This is a genomic window from Pseudoxanthomonas sp. 3HH-4, from assembly GCF_006716465.1.
Classification (GTDB): Bacteria; Pseudomonadota; Gammaproteobacteria; order Xanthomonadales; family Xanthomonadaceae; genus Pseudoxanthomonas_A.
In genome coordinates this window covers 55,883-78,384 of the sequence record NZ_VFPB01000001.1, presented here as the reverse complement: position 1 = coordinate 78,384, position 22,502 = coordinate 55,883, and the positions used below count along the sequence as shown (strand labels likewise).

The window sequence follows — 22,502 nt, the reverse complement described above, 5'->3', positions numbered from 1 at the left end:
CCTGGATGCGGGCACGGTGACGAACATCGCCAGCGCCAGCGATGGCACGACGATCTCGCCGCCGGACACGGTGACGGTGACGGCGACGCAGACGCCGTCGCAGACGCTGGTCAAGGCGCTGACGGGTAATGCCGATGGTGATGCCAGCGGCACGGTGAGCGTGGGCGACGTGCTGACCTACACGGTCACGATGACCAACACGGGCAACACGACCCTGGCCAACGTGGTGGTGAGCGATGCGCTGATCACCCCGAACAGCATCACCTGCCCGAATGTGGCGCCGGGAGCGACCTGCCAGCTGGTGGGTACGTACACGGTGACCCAGGTCGACGCCGATGCGGGCAGCATCCGCAACACGGCGGTGGTGACCAGTCCGGTCTGCCCGGTGGGCAGCACCGATCCGGCGTGCACGACGACGATCGACACCCCGGTCGAGAACCCGGTCGTGACCTACAGCAAGTCCGTCGTCCTGCCCTCGGGCCAGACCGAAGTTTCCGTAGGCGATACGCTCGCCTATACGGTCTCCGTTACCGTCGCAAATGCCCCTGTGACGGAGCCGTTGACCCTGACAGACACCCTGGGCACCGGCTTGGATCTGGGCACCGTCTCTGCAGGGATGTTCTCCTGCAGTGGCGCCAACCCGTTGGTCTGCACCCTGTCCGCGGGCACCGTGCCAGGTACCTACACGGTGACCTACACGGCTACGGTCAATGACCAGGCCACCGGCACGGTGAACAACGCGGTGGTCGGTACCGGCGACGATGCCCCGACCTGCGCAGGTACCTGCACCACCGAAACCCCGGTAACCGAGCCGTTGCCTCCGTTGGTGACGTACACCAAGAGCGCAGCTCTGCCGTCAGGCCAGACCGAGGTCCGCGTGGGTGACACCGTCACCTACACGCTGACCACCACCGTGGTCAACGCGGTCACCACCAGCGATGTGGTGCTGACCGACACGCTGGGCACGGGCCTCGCGTTCGGTGCGGTGACCAGTGCCGGCGCTTACACGGCCAACACCAGTGGTGCGCCGGTGCTGACGTTCACGCTGCCTGCGGGCACGGTGCCGGGCACCTACACGGTGACCTATACCACCACGGTGAACGCCGCTGCCTCGGGCACGGTGAACAACGCGGTAGTGGGCACCGGCGATGACACGCCGACCTGTGCCGATCGTTGCGATACCGTCACGCCGGTGGCCGAGCCGCGCGTGACCGTGACGAAGTCCTCGGATCCGGGTAACGGTGCGCAGGTGCAGATCGGGCAGACGGTCCGTTACACCCTGTCGGTGGAGATCGGTGCCTCCGCGCTGACCGAGGAACTGGTGCTGGTGGACACGCCGGATCGCGGGCTGACGCTGGGCGTGCTGCCTGCGGGCTGCACGTTCGACGGAACCACGCTGACCTGCCGCCTGCCTGCGGGTACCCCCGCCGGCGTGCATGCGCTGAGCTACGACACCGTCGTCAATGCGAACGCGGGCGCCACTGTAGGCAACCAGGTGGTCGCGTCGGGCGGTGGCGGTCAGCCGCCGGTCTGCACGACCTGCAGCACGGAGCACGAGCTGAGCGCGCCGGAGATCCGCCTGAGCAAGGTGGCGGGCGTGCGCGAAGTCCGTATCGGCGATCTGGTCCGCTATACGCTGACGGTGGAGAACGTGGGCAGCACTGATCTGGTCAACGGCAATGTTGTCGACACGCCGGCAGCAGGCTTCAGCTACGTTGAAGGCTCCCTGCTGGCCAACGATGCCGATGCCATGGCGACGGTCTCCGGCGGCAGCCCGCTCCGCTTCGCCGGCGTGGACGTGGCGGCAGGTGAGACTGCGACTCTGGTCTATGTGATGCGCGTCGGTGCGGGCGTCCGCCCGGGCACGCACGTCAACCAGGCCCAGGTACGCTCGGCCACCGACGATCCGGTGTCCAACGTGGCCACGGCCGAGGTCATGCTGACCGCCGATCCGCTGCTGGACGACAGCCTGGTGTTCGGCACGGTGTTCAACGACCGTGACGGCGACGGCTGGCAGGACAGCGCCGCACTCAGTGGGGTGCAGGTGCAGGGTGGCTTCGCCCCGACGGCTTACATCGCCAACTCCACCACGGTGGATCGCGGTGCAGGTCCCCAGCCGGAGCCCGACGCCAGCTCGCCGCTGCTGCACGGCATCGCCGTGGGCGCCATCAGTGGCCGTCAGTCGATCGCCGATCCGGTCGAGGACCATGAGGTGGTGATCCGCCAGCGTCTGAACGAGCTGAGCTTCACCGACGACTTCGTGCTGACCAGCAACCAAGGGGTCACAGTGCGCATGGATGCGGCAGGCAATACCCGTGTCGAGCAGTCCGGTGAAGCGGCCAAGGGCCTGAATGCGGCAACGCCGACGGTCGAGCGTCGTGTGGCGCAGTCCGAAGGTGGCTATGTGGTGGATTACGTCATCCGCAACACCGGTATCGATGAGCGCGGCATCCCCGGCGTGCGCATTGCTTCGGTGGAAGGCCTGCTGATCGAGACCGACCAGTACGGCCGCTATCACTTGGCGGGTGTGTCGGGCGGTGCCTGGGAGCGCGGCCGCAACTTCATCCTGAAGGTCGATCCGTCCACCTTGCCGGCCGGTGCCGAGTTCACCACCGACAACCCACTGTTGCGCCGGATCACGCCGGGCGTGCCGGTCCGCTTCGACTGGGGCGTTAAGCTTCCCGAACAGATCATCGAGGGCGGTACCGAGCAGGTTGAGCTGGAAATGGGTGAGGTGTTCTTCGCCCCCGGCAGTGCCGAGGTACGTGCCAAGTACCTGCCGGTGATCGAGGCCATGGCGGCCAAGGTGCGCCAGTACCAGGGCGGCGAAGTGGTCATCCAGGCCAACGGCGACAGCCAGGGCTTGGCCTTCGAGCGGGCCAATGCGGTCAAGGCCGCCTTGCTGGACAAGCTCGATGCCGCGTCTGCCAAGGGCCTGGTGGTCAGCGCCCGCGGCACCGTCGACGATCCGTCTTCGATGATCGTGGGTGTGGACGAAGGCGGTGCGCTGCTGGGCACGGTGCTGTTCGATACCGACAAGTCGGCGATCCGGCCCGAGTTCGAGCCGCTGCTGGACAAGGTGGCGTCGGCCCTGGAGCAGAGAGGCGGCGGCAGCATCGCCATCGTCGGCCACACCGACGTGCGGGCCTCGCACGCCTACAACGTCGCCCTGGGCATGCGTCGTGCCAAGGCGGTCTATGAAGCGCTCGCCAAACGCCTGAGTCCGGAGGTGCGTGCCAAGGTTCACGTCGAAGCCAGCAACGACCCGACAGCCCCTGTCGGCGTACGGAAGTGAGGGGGGGCCGGGTCATGAAGAAGCGCATGAAGATGAAACTGCTGGACTACACGCTGATCAGCCTGCTGGCCGGCACGGCGCCGCTGGCCGGCGCACAGACGGCTGCGCCGTCGCGCACGCCCTCGCAGGTGCCCTCGCAGGCACAGCAGGATCGCCTGGACGGTACGGCCACGGCCGTGGACTGCGACGGTGAACGCTGCACGGGCGAAGAAGGCCTGCTGTTCCGGCTGCGCACCCGCAGCTACGACAAGCCGGTGACGCAGGGGACCGACCGCGCCTCGAGCTCCGAAGCCCTGCAGCCGGACCGCCGCGTCACCGTGGCGATGGAGCAGCCGGGCAAGGCGACGGCCGTGGGCAAGTTCTCCATCGACCTCCCTGGTGGGGGCGTTATCTGGGCAACCGAAGATCCCACGCTCGGCCAGCCCGAACTGTCGGTTTCTGCGCCGTCTGTGGTGGCATTCGACGGCGAACGCATCACCAAGCCGGTGCAGTTCTACGTGCGTGGCAACTATCCGGCTTTCATCAAGCGTCTGGAGATCTCCCTGTATCGCAGCAGCGACGGGGATCTGATCGAGCCGATCGCCACCGTCCCCATGGATGTCGCGGCGGTCAGCCAAGCGAAATGGGACGGCGCGTTGCCGTCCAAGTATCCGTTCCGCAAGGGAGACGAGCTGGTTTACGTACTGCGCGCCTATGGCGAGAACGACAGCTTCGACGAGACGCATCCGCGTGCCTTGCAGCTGGTCTCGCCCGAAGAGGCAGAGCGCGGCTCCAATCTGCTGCGTGAAAGCGTTGAGCGTTCGCTCGGAAGCGCGTTGACCAGTGAGCAGGCGCAGACGCAGAGTCTTCTGGGCGACGTGTTCGCCGAGAACGGCCTGCGCCAGCAGAACATCGCGATGTATGGCTCCCGCATCCGCATCCAGGGTCGCAACATTCCTCGGACGTCTTCGCTGACGATCAACGGCGAAAGCTATCCGGTCGACCAGGAGCGCAAGTTCGTCGCCGAGTATCTTGTGCCCGTGGGTCGGCACCGCTTCGATATCGGGCTGGGAGGCGCGCGAGAGGCGGGCAATAGCGGGCCGGCGGCTTCGCATACGCTGGACGTGGATGTCACCGGCCGCTATTTCTTCGGCGTCGGCCTGGCCGACGTCACCATCGCACAGAACAAGATCAGTGGTTCGGTTGAACCGTTCGCCAACGACAGCCGCTACCAAGATGATGTCATCAGCGATGGCCGCCTGGCCTTCTATGGCAAGGCGAAGTACCGCGGCAAGTACTTGGTGACCGCGCAGGCGGACACCACCCAGCGCGACCTGGATCGACTGTTCAACGGCTTCACCCAGGCCGATCCACAGGACGTGTTCCGCCGGTTGGACCCGGACCTCTATTACCCGGTCTATGGCGACGATTCCACGACCTATCGTGACGTGGATACGATGGGGCGCTTCTACCTGCGCGTGGACTGGGACAAGAACCAGGCGCTGTGGGGCAACTACAGCACTGGGATCAGCGGCACTGAGTACGCTCAGTACCAGCGCTCGCTGTACGGCGCAGCGTTGAACTGGCGTTCCATCGCGACCAACCGCTGGGGCGATCCGGGAACCGAACTGCGCATGTTCGGTTCGCAGGCTGAAACGGCGCCCGGCCACAACGAATTCATCGGCACGGGCGGCAGTCTCTATTACCTGCGGCACACCGACCTGCTGCCGGGCTCGGACATCGTGACGCTCGAGATCCGCGACCTGACCACCGGGCGCACGGAAAGCCGTGTCGTCCTGCAGCGCGGTGCGGACTACGAGATCGACGAGCTGCAGGGCCGCATCTTGCTGACCCGCCCCCTGGCACAGATCACTCGCGAGAACATCCCCACGCTCACGCGCGACACACCACTGGACGGGTTCGAGCAGCGCCTGCTGGTGGATTACGAATGGGTGCCGTCGAGCTTCGATGCGGACGATGTCACCGCGGGTTTCCGTGGCAAGCACTGGTTCGGCAATCATGTCGGCGTGGGTGCCACCTATGTGCAGGAGAACCGCGCGGGCCAGGACTACACATTGGCGGCCGGCGACCTCACGCTGCAGGCGGGCAAAGGTACCTACGTCAAGGCCGAGTATGCCCAGACCGAATCGTTCGGCGCGCCCGTTTTCTTCTCCGACAACGGCGGCCTGAGTTTCATCCAGCAGAACGACACGGCACTGTTCCGCGAAGGCGAGGCCAAGTCGCTGGAAGCGCGCGCCAATTTCAAGGAGTTGGGCTGGACTGAGCAGGACTGGAGCGTCGGCGCCTGGTGGCGGAACACCAGCGCCGGTTATTCCATTTCGCGCTACGACACCGGACGTCCGGTAACCGAGTATGGTGCCGAGCTGCTGGGTCAGTTCACGCCAAACCTTGGCTTGTACACGCGCTATACGCGGGCCGAGAGTGGTGCGGAATCACTGACGCAGGCGCAGGCTACGCTGGAATGGCGCATCGATGATGCCAGCACCTTCAGCGCGGAACTGCGCCGTGTGGATCAGGAAAGCACCTCGATTGACGCCGCAGGCACGTTGGGCGCATTGAAATATCAGCGCCGCTTCGGCAGCACGCTGGAACTGTACGGCGTCGGTCAGTTCACGCTGGACGACGATGGCGGCCAGTACGCCGACAACAACGCGCTGACCTTGGGCGGCAAGTATCTGTACGGCAACCAGTCCTCGGTCGGTGCGGAAGTGACCACGGGCGACCGCGGCGAAGGCGCCACCGTGTCGGCGGAGCATCGCCTCACGGCCGAGCACTCCGTTTACGGCGCCTACACATACTCCACCGACACCACCGCCTACGACTCGCTGTTCGATCGCAGCGCGCAGAATGGCTGGACGCTGGGTCAACGCTGGCGCCTGTCGAACCAGGTCAACCTGTACAACGAGAGTCAGTTCCTGAAGGAACGCAACGAGTCAGGTCTGGCACACACCTTCGGCATGGATTTCTATCCGGCGCAGGGCTGGAACCTGGGCTTCACGCTGTCCGATGGGGAGCTGACGAACTCGACCGGAGGCAACGTCGATCGTCGTGCCATCAGTGTTTCGGGTGGACGCACCTCGCCGGATACCGACTGGCAGAGCAAGCTGGAGTGGCGCGAGGACTCCGGCGCCGAACAGCGCGAGCAGTGGGTCAGCACCAACCGCCTGACACACAAGATCAACGAGAGCTGGCGCATCGCCGCCCGGCTGAACTACGCCGACACCGACGACCAGCTCAACCCGCTGGCCGGCGCGAAGTTCATCGAGGGCAACGTCGGGTTCGCCTACCGGCCTTGGGACAACCAGCGGTGGGGCGTGTTCGGTCGCTATACCTACCTGTACGACCTGGCCACCCTGGGCCAGTTGGGCGGGGCCGAGTACGACCAGAAGTCGCAGATCCTCTCCTTCGAAGGCGTGTACAAGCTGGACCAGCACTGGGAATTTGCGGGCAAGCTGGCCCGCCGTGAAGGCGAGGTGCGCATGGGGCGCGGCACGGGCGCGTGGCTGGATTCGGCCACCACCTTCGGCGCGGTGCAGGTGCGGTACGACCTGCGCACCCAGTGGCACGCACTGGCCGAGTACCGTTGGCTGGATGTCAGGGACGGGGGTACCAAGCAGGGCTTCCTGCTGGGCGTGGATCGCGACCTGAACAAGAACTTCCGCATCGGGGTGGGCTACAACTTCACCGAGTTCAGCGACGACCTGACCGACTTCGACTACGACCACAGGGGCTGGTTCCTCAACCTGGTGGGAACCTACTGACCACACCGGATGCGGAGGCGCCAACGGTGCCTTCGCATCCGGTTCATCGCCGTGCTGCGGCGGGCACGCCCGCCTGGGCGGAGCGGGACGCGGGAAGGAAATTCCCGACCAGGGCGTTCCGGATCCGTACCGTCACCGCATGGCGCGGGCCCAACTGACGGCTGGCTTCCACCAGCGCATCCTGCAACAAGGCCTCTGCGCGTCGCAGGTCCGTCGCGGCGTCCGGCGTGCCGTTTGCCGCGCGCAGGAGCAGCGCTTGCGCCAGCAGGTACTTGGCCGATGGGGAAGGCTGCTGGCGCTGCCGGGTGGCATGCACCACTTCCTGCAGCATGCTGATGGCATGCGTCAACGACGCCTCCTGGGAGGGGCCGGATTGGGCAGAGGCGAGTTGGATAAGGGTCTGGGCCTGCTCCTCTTTCGCAGCGAGCGTGGTGGGATGGCGGGGTCCCAGAATGCGTTCCAGCAGCTGTACCGCCTCGCCCGACAGGCTGACGCTCTTCGACACGTCATGCCGGCGCTGCAGGCGCGCCTCCAGCAGCAGCTGACGGGCGTACTCCGGGTGCGCTGTTCCGTACGCAGTGAGAATGGCCCCATGCGTCTCCCGCAGCGCGGAGGGCGGGATGTCGGCCTCCGCCTGTCGTTCCAGCACCTCCAGCCTCAGGCGGCTGCTGCGTGCCGTGTCGGGATGCTCAAGGCCCAGTCGCTGCCGACGCGATGCGAGTAGCGCTTCCGCCACCTGCCTGGCCTGGCCATGGTCTTCTTTCAGCAGCAGCAGCGACAACCGCGCTTCGTTGACGTTGTCGGCCAGTGATGGCGAAGCCTCACGGGCCAATGCGGTCGCGGCATCAAGCTCGCGCCCGGCCTCTACAAGATCCATCAGCTGCAGGTGCCACTGGGCACGCAGGATCGACAGTTCGACCTGCGTATCGAGTGCCGGTTGTGACCGCAGACCCGCCGCCACATTCTGCGCGAAACCCAGGGCGTCGAATGCGGCGTCATGCTCCGTAAGCCCCCAGTGGGCACGCGCCAGCTCCGTCAGCAGGTTGAGCGTGGTCGAGTCCGCGGTGGGACGGACGGATGTCGACTGGCGGAGGCTTTGGGTGGCGACATCGCGCGCTTCGGCATGGCGTGCCTGAAGGTTGAGCAGGGTGGCCAGGGTGGCCTGCGTCTCGGACTGGTGCGCAGGACTGTCTGTCAGCAGCCGGTTGGCCTGGGAGGCCAGTGAAAGCGCGTGTGCGTAGTCGCCCAGCACGGCATAGCTGCGAGCCAAGGAGGTCAGCGCGCGCGCCCGGATCACCGGGCTCGACTGTGGCGGCAGCGCACGCAGGTGCGCTTCGGTCTTCTCGAGCAGCTGGCGCGAGGACGGGCGTGCTTCGGCCAGACCGGAGAGCGTGGCCGCGCCGAGGGTCTGCTCGAACATCGTGGAGACCAGCTGCATGTCGCGGGCTTCCTGCTGGTCGCGCCAGTGGAGCCACGCGAATGCGCCCGCCGCTGCAGCCATCGTCAGCATCACGCTGCCTGCGAGTAGCGTGGGGAGTGCGTTCCTCCGGAAGAAGCGTCCGAGGACATACGCGCGCCCCGCGCCACGCGCGCCCACCGGGCGCCGAGAAAGCCAGCACTCCAGATCCTCGATCAGCGCGCCGACGCTGGCATAGCGGTCGCCCGGCGCCAGCGCGACGCATTTCAATGCAATGGCATCCAGGTCACCCTGGAGTTTCCTGCGCAGCATGCGGGTATCGCGGCATTGCCGAAGGTAGGCGACCTGCGGAAGGGCTGTCGCGGCCAGCATCGAGGGTGCGTGCGCTGAGCGTGCGCCGATGCCGGTCAGCTGGGTGTGCAGTGGCTGCAGCGGGCGGGGCCACGCATCCACCAGCAACTGGTACAGCACCACGCCCATCGCGTGCACGTCGGCCGCGACCGAAGCCGCGCCCCCTGTCAGCAGCTCGGGTGCGGTGTAGCCATCCGACACCGCAATGGGCGCTGATGGGTCGCCTTCGCGCCCGCTCATCAGCGTGGACAGGCCGAAGTCGACCAGGTGGACCACGCCATCCGGCGAGACCAGCAGGTTGCCGGGTTTGATGTCCTGATGCAGCACCCCGTGGGCATGGGCGTATTGCAGTGCCCGCGAGGCTTGAAGGAGCAAGCTGACGCGCGAGGCCAGATCCAATCGCTGCTGGTCAGCCCATTGATCGACCGAGACCCCCCGGACCAGACGCATCGCGAACCACGGACGTCCGTCCCCTTCCACGCCACCGTCCAGCAGGGGCGCGATGTTGGGATGGTCGAGCTTCGCCAGGTGGTTGCGTTCGCGCATGAACGCGTCCACCAGGACGGGAGACGACATCTCCGCGCGGATGCACTTCAGTGCGACCTTTTTCTCGTACTGGCCATCGGCACGACTGGCCTCGTAGACCGTGCCCATGCCTCCCTGCGCCAGCACGCGGTCGATGTGCCAGGGGCCCAGCAAGGTGCCTACGCGGGCGAGGGACGAGGGATCGATCCCGCCGCCGTCGCTTCCGGCGTGCTCGGCATACAGCGCATCGAGCGCGCCACCATCGAGCGGATACGAGGCCGCATCGGCCTGGAGCAGCCTTTGCAGGGCGTCGTGAAGAGCAGGCTCCCGCGCCCGCAGTGCGGCGAGGGCGTCCGCACGTTGCCGGGGCGTCAGTTCGACGTATTCGTCGAACAGGTCGAACGCACGGGCCTCAAGGTCGGACATTGAAAACGGTTATTCGGATACGCGCAGGCTACAGACTACCGTGCATCGGGGTCCGGAGTTCATCGGGGCTGCATGAGTACGTTGCTCACGAAGGGACGTGCTGTCTACCGGGCTGCAGTCGCGCTAGTACGACGGGCGGCTTGCCCATCGGCGAACCTGCGAAATGCGGATGATCCGTGCTGTTGCACCGTCCATGCACTTCAGGGGAGATCGACGGGTAGGCAACCGCTTATGAAGATATCAAGGGGCCACGCAGTCATCCGCATGGCACGGTGAAAAAGCCAGGGGGCATCCGCTGACGGGTTTCAGCCGTCGTCGGAGGGGCCCATCCCGGCCCCAGACGTAAATGCCGCTACGCGATACGTGCCAGCGCAGTGGGCCACTGCCGGGCTGCGCCATGGCCCGGTGCCTCCCGGGATGGGGCGCAGCCGACCAGCGCCGGAAGCACCATCAAGGCAGTCCGGTTGCGGTCACCGTGCAGCGCAGCGTCACCACCACCTGCCCCCCGACCGGCAGTGTGGGAATGGTGATGCCTCCTGCCAATAGCGTGCTCACCGCAACGGTGGGCGAAGGACAGCTTGCGCCTCCGGATGCAGTGCAAACCGCAGTGCTGCTGGGCGAGAGGCAGTTGAGTCCGGCCCCGGGAGTGTCGCTGAGCAGCACGTTGGACGCGTCGAGGGGTCCGTTGTTCGTCACGGTAAGGGAAAAGTCGACGATGCTGCCGCTTACCGCCGAGCTTGGGGAAGCGGTCTTCACCACGCGCAGATCCGTCTTGCGTGTCTCGTTGGTGAAGGTGCACGAAATCGGCCCTGCCGTGCTCGTGGCTAGCGCATTCAGTGTCACCGATCTCGTGGCGAGGTCGACCGTTGCGGTGCCGCCGGTGCCCAGGCCTGTGCAGACGACGGAACGCAGTCCGAACGGAGCGGGTGGCGCAGCCTCGGTGATGGTCGTCGCCACGCCCGCCGCCGTCAGGGTCTGTGTCGCGCCCGCCACGGCCGTACCGGCTGTGCTGGTGGTGATGCTGTGCGACTGGATGCCGTTGGTGCCGGTAAAGCCGAACGTGCCGACGCCATCCACCGAAACCTTGTTCACGATCAACGAGGGACACCGCACGGTGAACGTCGCACTTGCGCTGTTGTTGGACGGGTCGATGTCGGCGAATCCGTCGGTGGCGGCGAAGTCGGCGCTGGCCGTGTTGCTGACCGTAGCGCCGCACGTGGAGGTGGTGGCCACGGTACCGGTGATGGTGAAGGTCAGCACGCCGCCCGGTGCCATCGTGTACCCGCCGGCAAAGGAAAGATTGCCGCTGCCGCTCGCCGCGGGGCAGGTGGACCCTGCCGTCGCGCTGCACGTCCATGTCGCATTGGCGATCTGCGCGGGAAGCGTGTCGATGATATTGGCCGCATTGGCGCCGTTGATGGTGGGAGCCTGGTTGCCCGGGTCCACCGGATTGATGTCGGCGTTGGTGACGGTCACCGTGTAGGTCATCGGCAGGCCGCGCAGGTAGTTGGTGGCCGACGCGGCGGTCTTGGTCACCACGATGTTCGCCGGCGTGGACGTCACCACGCCCCGCACCTCATGGATGTTGTTCAGCCCGCCGGTGGAGCCGCCGAAGCCCATGCGCAGGTTGGACGGCGCGGCATACGGAAAATTCAGATTGGTCAGCACGTTGCTGATCGCGCCGCCGTTCTGCCCGAGGCCTACCGTGACGCGATACCCGCCCAGGCCGTTGGGGATCAACAGGACACGGGCGCGATCGGCGGTGGGGCGAATCGTGGTGCCCGGCACGTCGATGCCGCCAGGCGCGGCTGCACCGGCCACGTAGACGTTGTTGGCGCTGAGCGGGCCGCGGACGACCACACGGTCGGGCGCTGACCCGGGACTTCCGCTCAGGGCCGAGCATCCGCCGGTCACGCCGGGCAACTGGCTGGAGAAATTACCGAACTCGTCCAGGCCGATGCCCAGGTAGCCACCTGCCCCGTCGCAGTAGCCCAGCCCAGCGCCCGGCAGGGCTCCGGCCATCGTCTGGTTGGCGTCGTACAGGTAGAAACTGATGCCGTCCGCTCCAGTGCCGCCCCAGGCGACATAGTCGAACTCGACGATCACGCCCTGGGAGGAAGGAAACGATCCCCCGGTATACCGTGCGCTGCCGACCTGGCTGGCCAGGTCCGTCGACAGCCGCAGCCAGCCGTTGCCCACCGCGTCATTGGTGTTGTTGCCGTCGGCGATCAGGCCGTAGCCGCCCGTGAGAATGCCGCTGTCGTTGTTGCCGGCATTGTCGTTGCCCGAGAACGTCCATCCCGGTTCGCTGCTGTTGCGAAAGGACGCGTTGACCTTGAACTGCGCACTCGCCGGAAACGCAAGCCCCGCACCCAATGCCGCCAGCAACGAAACACAAATTATCTTTGAGCTCTTCATGGGTCTCTCGACAAGGACCTGCCGGTGATGAGGCGATGCGGGCGACATGAGAGGCCTTCCGGGGAGGTCCAGAATATATACCGCCAAATCGCCGCTCACCCAAGGTGTCGCAGCGACAGGCCGGCTCCCCATTCTTGCCGCCCTATCACACTACTGTGTCCAATTCGCATTGGGGCCCGCAGGGAGGACATCGCGTATCCCCTATGCCGTTTACTGCGGCCGCGAAAGAGAGTTGGCGTGCCCGCGGCATGTCGTCGGTTGTGTCTTGATTGTCGCGAACCTGACCTTGCGCCCGTCGGGGACGCACGGCTGCATCTCCCGGTTGCCGGGTATCCCCAACGCCGACGCCACTCGCAACCGCTACCGACTCCTTCTTGAGTCGGAGCGGCGCAGGCTACGCGCGCCGATCTCTCCTGAGCTTCGAGCCGTTGCGGGTCGCGATGGAGGCGCTGCACCAGCGGGTGGGACGCGACGAAGGCGCAATCTTCCGCCGTGCTTCAGGACCTGTCGGACCTGCTGCGCAACCGGCCCTGGCAGGTGATACCGCTGCTGACGGTGTTCGGGATTCAACGGCTTCATCGCCGGTCTCAACGCCGCGCTGACCGGCATGGGCCTGACCGGGTTCCAGTGGCCAGAGGATGCCGCTACCTCCGCCTTCAGCCTGTTCAATGGCAACGGCATCGTTTGCATGATCCCCGGCATCGGTTTCTCGCGCCGGCTGGCCGACCGCTTCGGCAAGCACGGTCTTGACCGGCCGCGCATCAAGTTCGCACTCCGGTGCTCATCCGGCAGGCCCGCCCGCAGGCAGGATCTACTCAAGACGGTCTGCGGCGGCTTCGGGCGCTTTCGATTGCGGCGATGTTCCAAAGCCCAAGCCGCCGTCGCGGTCCCGCCGGCGGGGCGTCGTGCGTAGAAACTGAAAGGCGTTACGCACGGAGCGGCGCTCGGGCGTTGCTGGACTCTGTTCCGTCTACGGGAAATGGCGCGCCTGGAGGGATTCGAACCCCCGACCAATGGCTTCGGAAGCCACTACTCTATCCGGCTGAGCTACAGGCGCACGGGACCGGCATTCTAGCCGCAAAGCGGGGGATTGGCCCACTCCGTGCGGGCGCTGCGGAAAATCCGGCCTGGGCGGCGCGCCTGTTACCCTTTCGCGCATGGGATACGAGCGTTTCGAAACCGAAGCCATACCGCGCTGGCGCGAGCGGCTGGGCCAGTACTGGAAGCTGGTGCGCGGGGATCGCCCCATCGGCGTGCTGCTGCTGTTGTGGCCCACCTGGTGGGCCTTGTGGCTGGCGGCCGACGGCGTGCCACCGGCGTGGACCTTGTTCGTGTTCACGGCCGGGGTGTGGCTGACCCGCTCCGCAGGGTGCGTGATCAACGATTACGCCGACCGTTGGCTGGACCCGCAGGTGGAACGCACGCGCGGGCGCCCGCTCGCGACCGGCGCGATCTCCGGACGCGAAGCCTTGGCCGTGTTCGCCGTACTGATGCTGGTGGCGTTCGGGCTGGTGCTCACGTTGAACCGGCTGACCGTGTGGCTGAGCTTCGCCGGCCTGTTCCTGGCAGCCAGCTATCCGTATCTGAAGCGCTACACCTATCTGCCGCAGGTCTATCTGGGCCTGGCCTTCGGCTGGGGCATCCCGATGGCGTTCGCCGCCGTGCAGGGCGAAGTGCCACCGGTGGCGTGGGTGCTGTATGGCGCCAACATTCTGTGGGCCACCGCGTACGACACCTGGTATGCGATGGTGGACCGTGAGGACGATATCCGGGCGGGGTCGAAATCCACCGCCATCCTCTTCGGCGATCTCGATCTGGTCATCCAGGGCGTGCTGTATGCGCTGGTGCTGGTGGCTTTGTACCTGGTGGGAAGACAGGCGGACCTGGGCGTTGGTTACTGGGTCGCCCTGGGTGTCGCCGTGCTCCTGGTCGCATGGGAGTTCGTCATCGCCCGCCACCGGGGACGGGAAGCATGCTTCCGGGCATTCCTGCACAACAACTGGGTGGGGGCAGTGGTGTTCGCCGGCCTGGCCTGGGATCTGTCCGGACTGGCGGCGTAGCCGCGCGCGCGGCGGCCCGGCACGACCCGGGCGATGATCGCGGCACGTCGTTCGTGCCGTTCATGGCGCCCGCGCGCAGACCCATGCATCCACCCGTTGCACGCCAGCGCCCCGCAGGGCGCGAGCCGCCGCTTCCACGGTGGCCCCCGTCGTCATCACATCGTCGACCAGTGCCACGTGCCGCAGAGGGGTGGCCTCGTTCCGCGCTGCGAACGCCTTGGCAAGGTTGCGCTGGCGTTGCCCGGCATCGAGCTCGGACTGCGGCGCGGTGGCACGGACCCGCTGCAGCAGGTCGCTGCGCAGCGGCAGGCCCAGTGCTGCGGCCAGGGGGCGCGCCAGTTCCAGCGCCTGGTCGTAGCCGCGCTCGCGCATGCGCCGTGCGTGCAGCGGGACCGGCACGATCGCATCAGGGCGCGATGTGGACTCCAACGCACTCGCCATCAACTCGGCCATCAGGCGTCCGGCGGCCAGGTCGCGGTGGAACTTGAAGCGCGGGATCAGCCGGTCCAGTGGAAAGCCATAGATGAACACCGCTCGGGTATGCGTCAGAGCAGGAGATCGGCGCAGGCAGTCTCCGCATTCGTCGGGGTCCGGCATCGGGAGTCCGCAGCGACGGCAGGAGGATCGGTTCCATGGAAGCTGTTCCCTGCACGAAGTGCATAGATCGACGCCATTGGCGCCGCGCTCGCGGCATACCAGGCAGCGTGGAGCCAGCAGCAGCGTGCTGGCCCATCGATACCAGCCGTCAACTTTCGGAGCATCCATGCGGTTGACAGGGCGGGGCGCGGTTTCCAGACTTCCCCGACTCTAATTCCCCAAGGCGATCATGTCCTCTCACATTTCGATCGATGCGCCGGTGCTGCGCCATGACTGGGCGCGCGAGGAACTGTTGGCCTTGTTCGACTTGCCGTTCCCCGAGTTGCTGCACCGGGCATCGGCCGTGCACCGTCGCCATTTCGATCCCGCCGAGGTGCAGGTTTCGACGCTGTTGTCGGTGAAGACCGGCGGCTGCCCGGAGGATTGCGCGTACTGCCCGCAAGCCCAGCGCTACGACACCGGCGTGGACGCGCAGAAGCTGATGGATGCCGAGCAGGTGCTGGCGAAGGCCGCGCAGGCCAAGGCCGCCGGCGCGTCGCGCTTCTGCATGGGCGCAGCCTGGCGCTCGCCCAAGGACCGCGACATCCCCAAGGTCGCCGAGATGATCCGCGGCGTGAAGGCGCTGGGCCTGGAGACCTGCGCCACGCTGGGCATGCTGAACGGCGCGCAGGCGCATGCGTTGAAGGATGCCGGACTGGACTACTACAACCACAACCTCGACACCGCACCCGACTTCTACGGCGACATCATCCACACGCGCCAATACCAGGACCGTCTGGACACGCTGGCGCACGTGCGCGATGCCGGCATGAAGACCTGCTGTGGCGGCATCGTCGGCATGGGCGAGTCGCGCGACCAGCGCGCCGGCCTGCTGCAGGCACTGGCGAACCTGCCGGCGCATCCGGATTCAGTGCCGATCAACCGGCTGGTGCAGGTGGCCGGCACCCCGCTGCATGGGACGACCGAACTGGATCCGTTCGAATTCGTCCGCACCATCGCCGTGGCCCGCATCGCGATGCCGGCCTCCATGGTGCGGCTGTCGGCAGGACGCGAGGCCATGAGCGACGAGCTGCAGGCGCTCTGCTTCCTGGCGGGCGCCAACTCGATCTTCTACGGCGAGAAACTGCTGACCACCGGCAACCCGGACACCGCGCGCGACCAGGCCCTGTTCGCCCGCCTCGGATTGCGGCCGATGGCGGTGCAGGTGGAAAACATGCACGACCATCACAGAACCGATGCCCCGGGCAGCGGTACGGTGCATGCCGACATCACCCACCCTGTGCCGGATTGCGGCCAGGCGGCGTAGTCGGGGGCACGACAGGGGCAGGACGAAGGCCATCACGCCGGCGCGGGCATCGCGGACCGGCGCGTCGGCGTCGCCGCATCCCGGCCGCGTCCGCCGACGAGAACCCTCGTACCCGGTGCCGACACCATGACCCGTCCTGACCTGCACGACCGCATCCTCGCCCAGCGCCAGCAACGGGTGGCGCTGGCGCGCCAGCGCACACGCCGCATCGTCAGCCGGCGCGATGGCGTGCGCGTGGAGGTCGATGGCCGCTGGCTGACCGAGTTCAGCAGTAATGACTATCTGGGCCTGGCGCAGCAGTTCGAAGTGACCAATGCACTGCAGGACGCCGCTGCGCGCGAAGGCACGGGTGCTGGGGCATCGCATCTGGTCAGCGGCCACCATGCCATCCACGAGGGACTCGAGCGCGACGTGGCGGAATGGCTGGGCTATCCGCGTGCGCTGCTGTTCGGCAGCGGCTTCCTCGCCAACCTCGCCGTGCAGCAGGCCTTGCTGGAAGACGGCGACGTCTGCGTGCAGGACCGGCTCAACCACGCCAGTTTGCTCGATGCGACGCGGCTGGCAGGAGCCAAGCTGCGGCGTTACCCGCACCTCGATCCGGAAGGTGCATTGCGCCAGCTCAAGTTGCAGGCGGACGGCGCGGCGATGCTGGTGACGGACGGTGTCTTCAGCATGGACGGCGACACTGCGCCGTTACGCGCCTTGAGCCTGGTGGCGCGCATGCAGCAGGCACTGCTGTTCGTCGACGACGCACACGGCGTCGGCGTGCGTGGGCCGGACGGCCGCGGCAGCGTGGCGGAAGCGCGCATGGGCGTGGCCGACGTGCCCCTGCAACTGGTCACGCTCGGCAAGGCGCTTGGTGGTTACGGCGCCGTCGTCGTGGGGGAAGAGATGCTGGTCCAGCATCTCGCCGAAACCGCGCGCCCCTACATCTACACCACCGCGCTGCCGCCGGCGCTGGCAGCGGCCACCCGCGTCGCGGTGAAGCACGCCCGCCGCGACCACTGGCGCCGCGAGAAGCTGCAGTCGCTGGTGGACCGTTTCCGCAGCGGGGCCCAGCGCGCGGGCCTGCAGTTGATGGCTTCCGAGTCGCCTATCCAGCCGGTGCTGTGCGGCAGCGATGCCAATGCACTCGCCCTGTCCGCCGCGCTGGACAGCGCCGGTTATCTCGTGCCCGCCATCCGGCCGCCGACGGTGCCGGATGGCAAGGCGCGCCTGCGCATCACCCTGTCCGCGCTGCACTCGGCGCAGGACGTGGATGGCCTGGTGGCGACACTGGCGCGCTCCTGGGATGCCGTACAGCGCGTGCACGGCGCCGTCGCTTGACGCGACGCGCCATCCCGTCTGCGTGATCCCGCCTCGGGCGGGATCGGCGACAATGCGCACATGCATATCGAATCCCTCGGCAACGGCCCGCCTCTGGTGCTGCTGCACGGTTGGGCGCTGCATGGCGGGGTGTTCGCACCGCTGGTGCAGCGGCTGTCCAACCGCTACACCCTCCATCTCGTCGACCTGCCGGGCCATGGCCGCAGTCGTGGCAGCGACGTCCCGCTGACGCTGGATGCCGCCGCCGATGCCATCCTCGCCAGTACGCCGCCCGCGGTGTGGCTGGCATGGTCACTGGGCGGGTTGTTCGCATTGCAGGCCGCTGCGCGGTCGCCGCAGGTGCGTGGATTGGCGATGGTCGCCTCCACCCCGCGCTTCGTTCGCAGCAGCACATGGACGCACGCGGTCGATGCGAGCGTATTCGCGCAGTTCGGCACCGACCTGCGCAACGATTACGCGCGCGCGCTGGAGCGCTTTCTCGCGTTGGACACCATGGGCTCCGAACATGCGCGCAGCGAGTTGCGCACGTTGAAACACGATCTCTATGCGCGTGGCGAACCCGCGCCCGAAGCACTGCAGGCAGGCCTGCAATTGCTGGAACAATCCGACATGCGCGCGACGCTGCCCGCGCTGTCCGTCCCCAGCCTGTGGCTGGCCGGTCGCCGCGACCTGCTGGTGCCGTCGCAGGCGATGCGTGCGGCGGCAGCGCTCGCGCCGCAGGCGCACTTCGTCGAGATCGCCGGGGGCGGGCACGCGCCATTCCTTGGGCACGCCGACGTGGTTGCTGAAGAAGTCGACCGCTTCATGCAGTCGCTGACGCAGGAGGCGAGGGCATGAACACCTTCGACCAGCGCCATATCCGGCGCGCCTTCTCGCGTTCCGCGGCCGGTTACGATGCGGCGGCAGCGCTGCAGCATGAAGTGGAAAAGCGGTTGATGGAGTCGCTGGACTATTTCGCCCTGCGAAGAGGACAAGACGCCGCAGCACCCAACGTGGTGCTGGACGTGGGGTGCGGTCCCGCACACGCGGCGGCGGCGATGCGCAAGCGCTGGCCGAAGGCGCAGGTGGTCGCGCTGGACCTGGCGTTGCCGATGCTGCGCGAAGCCAAGAAGCAATCCGGATGGTGGAAGCCGTTCCAGCGCGTGTGTGCCGACCTGCGCGCATTGCCATTGGCCGAAGGCACGGTGGATGTGCTGTTCTGCAATCTCAGTCTGCAGTGGGTGGACGACCTGCCTGCCGCATTCAACGGGTTCCGTCGCGTGCTGAAACCCGGCGGGTTGCTGGTGTGCTCGACCTTCGGGCCGGAGACGTTGCAGGAGCTGCGCGATGCCTTCGCGCATGCCGATGCCGTGCCGCATGTCAGTCCATTCCCGCAGATCGCCCAGTTCGGCGATGCGCTGATGATGGCCGGTTTCCGCGATCCGGTGCTTGATCGCGACCGCTTTACGTTGACCTACGACGACCTGCCCGCCCTGATGCGCGAGCTGCGCGCGATGGGTGCGACCAATGCGCTGCAGCAACGCCGGCATACGCTGACCGGGCGTGCGCGTTTCGCCGCCGCGGCCAGTGCGTACGAGTCGCTGCGGCGGGCAGACGGCAAACTGCCCAGCACATGGGATGTGATCTATGCGCACGCCTGGGCGCCGCCACCGGGTGCGCCGATCCGCGGCCAGGGTGAAGACATCGCGACGGTACCGCTGGCGAACATCCCGATCCGGCGCAAGCTGTAGGAGGGGCTTCAACCCCGGCCGCGTGTATCCAGCAACGCCGGGTGCGCCTTGGCGCACCCCATGGAATCAGCCGCCGACCTGTGCGATCCAGTCCTGCAGGTTGTAGTAGTTGGTGACGCGCGCGATGCGGTCGTCGCGGATATCGAAGAACGCACCACCCGGTAGCATGTACGTCTGGCCGCTCGCGGCTGGCAGGCCCTCATCGGTGTGGTGGTATTCGCCATGCACCACGTACTCCGCGGCGGCATGGTGGCCGTCCTGCGTGACCAGTACCACGATGTCGCGCAGCTGTTCGCGGTAACTGGCGTTCATGCGGCCGAGGAAGGCGGCGAAGGCGTCGCGCCCGATCTCGCGCGCGCCCTGGTTGAGGTCGTGCACCACGTCGTCTGTCAGCAATGCCAGCATGTTCTCCCAGTCGCCGCGATTGAACGCGGCGTAATAGCTGAGGACGAGTTCGGTGGCGCGATCCTGCCGGCGCGTGCCGTCGATCTTCATGGTGGATTCCCGCAGGGAGGATGACGCTCCGATGATACGCCAGGCCTTCAGCGTGGCAGGCGGTCGCGATGGAAGAAATAGACTTCCTGCAACAGGAAGCGCCAACGCGTGGCGAACGTGCGGAAGCGGCTTGTCGGCGTGGGCGAACCGACGGCACGGATGCCCAGGCCGCGACTGATCCGCAGGGCGCGCGCCATGTGCAGCGGATCGCTCACGATGATGACGCTGTGCAGGTTGTGTTGATGCATCAGCATGGATGCCTGTCGCAGATTCTCGTGAGTATTGCGCGACAGCGATTCGATCAGGATCGCTTTCTCCGGCACGCCTTGGCGCAAGGCGTAACGGCGCGCGACCTGCGATTCCGAGAAGCGCGCGCCCGAGCCGCCGTAGCCCCCGGTGAAGATCAGTGTCGGTGCCATGCCGCGCTTGTACAGATCGATACCATGGCGGATGCGCTCCTCGAACACGGGCGATGGCTTGGCGTCGTAAGCGGCTGCGCCCAACACGATGATCGCATCGGCGCGCGCCGCATCGTCCCGCTGCCCCACCCACACGATGTAGGCCGCCACGCCGACCAGCCACACCAGGGCAAGCAGCAGCAGCCGCCACATCCAGCCCGCAAGACCACGCTTCGATTTGCGGCCCCGCGTGCTCATGCCGCTGCCCCCCAGGGAAGCGCATCCAGGTCGACGTTGCCTCCGGACAGGAGCACGCCGACTTGCAACCCAGCGAAGCGCTCGCGGTGCCGCAGGATCGCGGCCAGCGCGATGGCGGACGAAGGCTCGACCACCAGCTTCAGGCATTGCCACAGCAGTCGCATCGCGGAGAGCGTTTCGGCGTCGGGCACCGTCAACACTTCTGCAGCATGCAGGCGCAAAAGTGTGAAGTTGGGTTCGCCGAGCGCGCCACGCAGGCCATCGCATACCGTGTCTGGCACGAAATCGACCCGTCGCTCACCGGCCGCCAGCGAATCGGCGGCATCGGCAGCCCCTTCCGGCTCAGCGCCGTAGATGCGGCAATCCACGGCCGTCGCGGCAGCGGCGATCGCCGTACCCGAGAGGAGTCCACCGCCGCCGACCGGTGCGACCAGGGCATCCAGGGGGCCGTGAGCGTTCAGCAATTCCATCGCGGCCGTGCCCTGGCCGGCGATCACGTGCGGATGAGTGTAGGGATGGATCAGGCTGGCGCCAGTTTCGGCCTGCACGCGTGCAGCCGCCGCCTCGCGGGCGGCTATCGTCGGCGCGCAGGTGTGCAGATGGGCGCCATAGCGGGTGATGTTGACCAGCTTCGCGGCATTTGCACCTTCAGGCACGACCACATGGCACTCGATGCCGCGCGTCCGTGCCGCCAGCGCGAGGGCGGCGCCGTGGTTGCCCGAGGAATGCGTCACCACGCCACGCGCTGCCGTCCTGTCATCGAGGGCCCAGACGGCGTTGCAGGCGCCGCGGAACTTGAACGCCCCCGTCCGTTGCAGCGGTTCAGCCTTGAAATGGAGCACACAGCCCGCCAGGGCATCCAGTGCGCTGGAGTGCAGGACGGGGGTGGTGTGTGCGTGGGGGGCGATACGGGCGGCAGCGGCGAGGACGTCGTCGAAGGTGGGCAAGGGCATCGGCATGCAGAAAGGTTAACGCATCACCCGTCCATCAGACCGGTGTTGACGGGCTTTCCGCGCCCGGATGGAGCCGGAGGGGTTAAGCACTGATTCAATGCGCCGGGCAGATGCTGCAAAGGCAAAGTAACGGGGGTTCCGCCATGAAGCGCACATCTCTTTTCGCCATCGCGTTAGCCAGCCTGGCCCTGGGCGGCTGTGCGACTTATGACTATGTGGGTGATACCGCACCGGGTGGCTATTACCACGGTCGGCCCAGCACCCAGTACTACGATCCCTACGGCGGCTACTACGGTGGCGTCGGGTCTTATGGTGGCTATGGATATGGCGGACCCTATCGCTACAGCAGCTATTACGGCTATCCGTACTACGGCTACTACGGGTCTCACTACCCCTATTACCCGCCGCACCACCATCCCAGACCGCCGCGTCCCGGTGACAACACCCCCAAGCCGCCCGGCAATGGGGGAAGTGGCAATCGGCCGCCGCCGTGGCGGGACCCCACCGGTCGCTGGCGCGAAGGCGGTTCCCAGCCGATGGTCCCGAATCGTCCCGGCCAGGTCATACCTTCCCCCAGCCAGCCGCGCGTGGGTGAAGGTGGTTATCGCCCGCCCCGCGTGACGCCGTCGCCCAACCAGCCACGCATGAGTGAGGGCGGCTATCGTCCTCCCCGCGTGACTTCTTCGCCCTCCGCACCGCGCGCGGTCGAGCGGCCCCAACAGCGCATGGAGCGCCCGGCACCGGCCAGGGTGGAGCGTCCCGCGCCGCCGCCGCGACCGTCATCTGGACGTTCGGAGAATGCCACCCGTCAGCTGGAGCGCTGAAACAGCCCCCTGACGGGGTTCTTCCATTGCTTTCCCCTCGCCGTCGTCGCAGGCTCCGAACAATCAGTTGACCGGTTGCGTCGCTTTCTGACGTAAGCGGCAATAAAGGTTCAATGTCGACGTCCGGTGGGGAAATCTGGATCCCCCCTGTTCCGGCCCTGCCGGGCGTCGGCGCCTCTGCAAAAAGCCCGGCAATGCCGGGCTTTTTCTTGTCTCTGCTATCCTGCGCGCATAAAAAAGGGGCCGGTAGTCCCCCGACTACCGGCCCCTCGGCATCCCCGGCGTGCGCATGGCTGGCCCCTGTTCCAATTACCAGCCCGGCGCCCCTGGTCGCTTGCCACGACGGGTGCACGGTAGTACAG

General features: G+C 66.9%; 13 protein-coding genes, 1 tRNA gene and 2 pseudogenes. 9 read left to right on the top strand and 7 right to left on the bottom strand.

Translation table 11 applies throughout. The annotated features are described in order from the left end of the window. Both FB548_RS00325 and FB548_RS00320 read left to right on the top strand, forming a co-directional pair. A partial coding sequence (locus FB548_RS00325) for an isopeptide-forming domain-containing fimbrial protein (protein ID WP_142122797.1) occupies positions 1-3,295 on the top strand: 3,295 nt, incomplete at its 5' end. Between the two features lie 26 nt (positions 3,296-3,321). Further along, the gene (locus FB548_RS00320) at positions 3,322-7,056 is read left to right on the top strand and encodes a hypothetical protein (protein ID WP_221625889.1); all 3,735 of its coding nucleotides are present in this window, start codon (positions 3,322-3,324) and stop codon (positions 7,054-7,056) included. 43 nt (positions 7,057-7,099) lie between these two features. Here FB548_RS00320 and FB548_RS00315 read toward each other — a convergent pair whose 3' ends face one another. After that, positions 7,100-9,775 carry a serine/threonine-protein kinase gene (locus FB548_RS00315; protein WP_142122796.1) on the bottom strand — a complete coding sequence of 892 codons (2,676 nt, stop codon included), beginning with the start codon at positions 9,773-9,775 and terminating at the stop codon, positions 7,100-7,102. A gap of 450 nt (positions 9,776-10,225) precedes the next feature. Beyond that, positions 10,226-12,193, bottom strand: coding sequence for a DUF11 domain-containing protein (locus FB548_RS00310; RefSeq protein WP_185741916.1), 1,968 nt, complete (start codon positions 12,191-12,193; stop codon positions 10,226-10,228). 480 nt (positions 12,194-12,673) lie between these two features. Between FB548_RS00310 and FB548_RS00305 the strand changes: the two are divergent. After that, a pseudogene (locus FB548_RS00305) lies at positions 12,674-12,932 on the top strand (sugar transporter); the annotation flags it as partial. Positions 12,933-13,173: 241 nt separating this feature from the next. On the opposite strand, the gene FB548_RS00300 reads toward FB548_RS00305, so the two are convergent. Further along, positions 13,174-13,250: transfer RNA gene (locus FB548_RS00300), tRNA-Arg, on the bottom strand. 100 nt (positions 13,251-13,350) lie between these two features. Between FB548_RS00300 and ubiA the strand changes: the two genes are divergently transcribed. Further along, the gene (gene ubiA, locus FB548_RS00295) at positions 13,351-14,253 is read left to right on the top strand and encodes a 4-hydroxybenzoate octaprenyltransferase (RefSeq protein ID WP_142122794.1); all 903 of its coding nucleotides are present in this window, start codon (positions 13,351-13,353) and stop codon (positions 14,251-14,253) included. A gap of 60 nt (positions 14,254-14,313) precedes the next feature. Here the strand turns inward: ubiA and FB548_RS00290 are convergent, their stop codons facing one another. Then, positions 14,314-15,018, bottom strand: coding sequence for a ComF family protein (locus FB548_RS00290; protein WP_142122793.1), 705 nt, complete (start codon positions 15,016-15,018; stop codon positions 14,314-14,316). Positions 15,019-15,079: 61 nt separating this feature from the next. On the opposite strand from FB548_RS00290, the gene bioB reads away from it, so the two are divergent. From bioB to bioC, 4 genes are all read left to right on the top strand, one after another. Beyond that, on the top strand, positions 15,080-16,156 hold the full coding sequence (bioB, locus tag FB548_RS00285) for a biotin synthase BioB (protein ID WP_142122792.1): 1,077 nt from the start codon (positions 15,080-15,082) through the stop codon (positions 16,154-16,156). 126 nt (positions 16,157-16,282) lie between these two features. Further along, complete coding sequence (gene bioF / locus FB548_RS00280) at positions 16,283-17,482, top strand: 8-amino-7-oxononanoate synthase (protein WP_142122791.1); 1,200 nt, start codon at positions 16,283-16,285, stop codon at positions 17,480-17,482. Between the two features lie 60 nt (positions 17,483-17,542). Next, positions 17,543-18,319 (top strand): pimeloyl-ACP methyl ester esterase BioH, encoded by a 777-nt coding sequence (gene bioH / locus FB548_RS00275; RefSeq protein ID WP_142122790.1) that lies wholly within the window; start codon positions 17,543-17,545, stop codon positions 18,317-18,319. After that, positions 18,316-19,212, top strand: coding sequence for a malonyl-ACP O-methyltransferase BioC (bioC, locus tag FB548_RS00270; RefSeq protein WP_142122789.1), 897 nt, complete (start codon positions 18,316-18,318; stop codon positions 19,210-19,212). Before bioH ends, bioC begins: the two co-directional genes overlap by 4 nt. Before the next feature lie 66 nt (positions 19,213-19,278). Here bioC and FB548_RS00265 read toward each other — a convergent pair whose 3' ends face one another. From FB548_RS00265 to FB548_RS00255, 3 genes are read right to left on the bottom strand one after another with little or no spacing between them, the layout of a single operon-like run. After that, positions 19,279-19,707, bottom strand: a complete 429-nt coding sequence (locus tag FB548_RS00265; protein ID WP_142122788.1) for a ketosteroid isomerase-related protein — start codon at positions 19,705-19,707, stop codon at positions 19,279-19,281. Positions 19,708-19,754: 47 nt separating this feature from the next. Beyond that, a complete protein-coding gene (locus FB548_RS00260; RefSeq protein ID WP_142122787.1) occupies positions 19,755-20,363 on the bottom strand; it encodes a YdcF family protein in 609 nt (202 codons plus the stop codon). Further along, positions 20,360-21,322 (bottom strand): pyridoxal-phosphate dependent enzyme, encoded by a 963-nt coding sequence (locus tag FB548_RS00255; RefSeq protein WP_142122786.1) that lies wholly within the window; start codon positions 21,320-21,322, stop codon positions 20,360-20,362. Before FB548_RS00255 ends, FB548_RS00260 begins: the two co-directional genes overlap by 4 nt. A gap of 137 nt (positions 21,323-21,459) precedes the next feature. Here FB548_RS00255 and FB548_RS18925 point away from each other — a divergent pair. Beyond that, positions 21,460-21,774 (top strand): annotated as a pseudogene (locus tag FB548_RS18925) (hypothetical protein); the annotation flags it as partial. Positions 21,775-22,502: the final 728 nt, after the last annotated feature.

Excerpts from the sequence above, each read along its gene's own strand:
- FB548_RS00320 (WP_221625889.1), top strand. The coding sequence starts at position 3,322 with ATGAAGATGAAACTGCTGGACTACACGCTGATCAGCCTGCTGGCCGGC.
- FB548_RS00315 (WP_142122796.1), bottom strand. The coding sequence starts at position 9,775 with ATGTCCGACCTTGAGGCCCGTGCGTTCGACCTGTTCGACGAATACGTC.
- FB548_RS00310 (WP_185741916.1), bottom strand. The coding sequence starts at position 12,193 with ATGAAGAGCTCAAAGATAATTTGTGTTTCGTTGCTGGCGGCATTGGGT.
- ubiA (WP_142122794.1), top strand. The coding sequence starts at position 13,351 with ATGGGATACGAGCGTTTCGAAACCGAAGCCATACCGCGCTGGCGCGAG.
- FB548_RS00290 (WP_142122793.1), bottom strand. The coding sequence starts at position 15,018 with ATGGATGCTCCGAAAGTTGACGGCTGGTATCGATGGGCCAGCACGCTG.
- bioB (WP_142122792.1), top strand. The coding sequence starts at position 15,080 with ATGTCCTCTCACATTTCGATCGATGCGCCGGTGCTGCGCCATGACTGG.
- bioF (WP_142122791.1), top strand. The coding sequence starts at position 16,283 with ATGACCCGTCCTGACCTGCACGACCGCATCCTCGCCCAGCGCCAGCAA.
- bioH (WP_142122790.1), top strand. The coding sequence starts at position 17,543 with ATGCATATCGAATCCCTCGGCAACGGCCCGCCTCTGGTGCTGCTGCAC.
- bioC (WP_142122789.1), top strand. The coding sequence starts at position 18,316 with ATGAACACCTTCGACCAGCGCCATATCCGGCGCGCCTTCTCGCGTTCC.
- FB548_RS00265 (WP_142122788.1), bottom strand. The coding sequence starts at position 19,707 with ATGAAGATCGACGGCACGCGCCGGCAGGATCGCGCCACCGAACTCGTC.
- FB548_RS00260 (WP_142122787.1), bottom strand. The coding sequence starts at position 20,363 with ATGAGCACGCGGGGCCGCAAATCGAAGCGTGGTCTTGCGGGCTGGATG.
- FB548_RS00255 (WP_142122786.1), bottom strand. The coding sequence starts at position 21,322 with ATGCCGATGCCCTTGCCCACCTTCGACGACGTCCTCGCCGCTGCCGCC.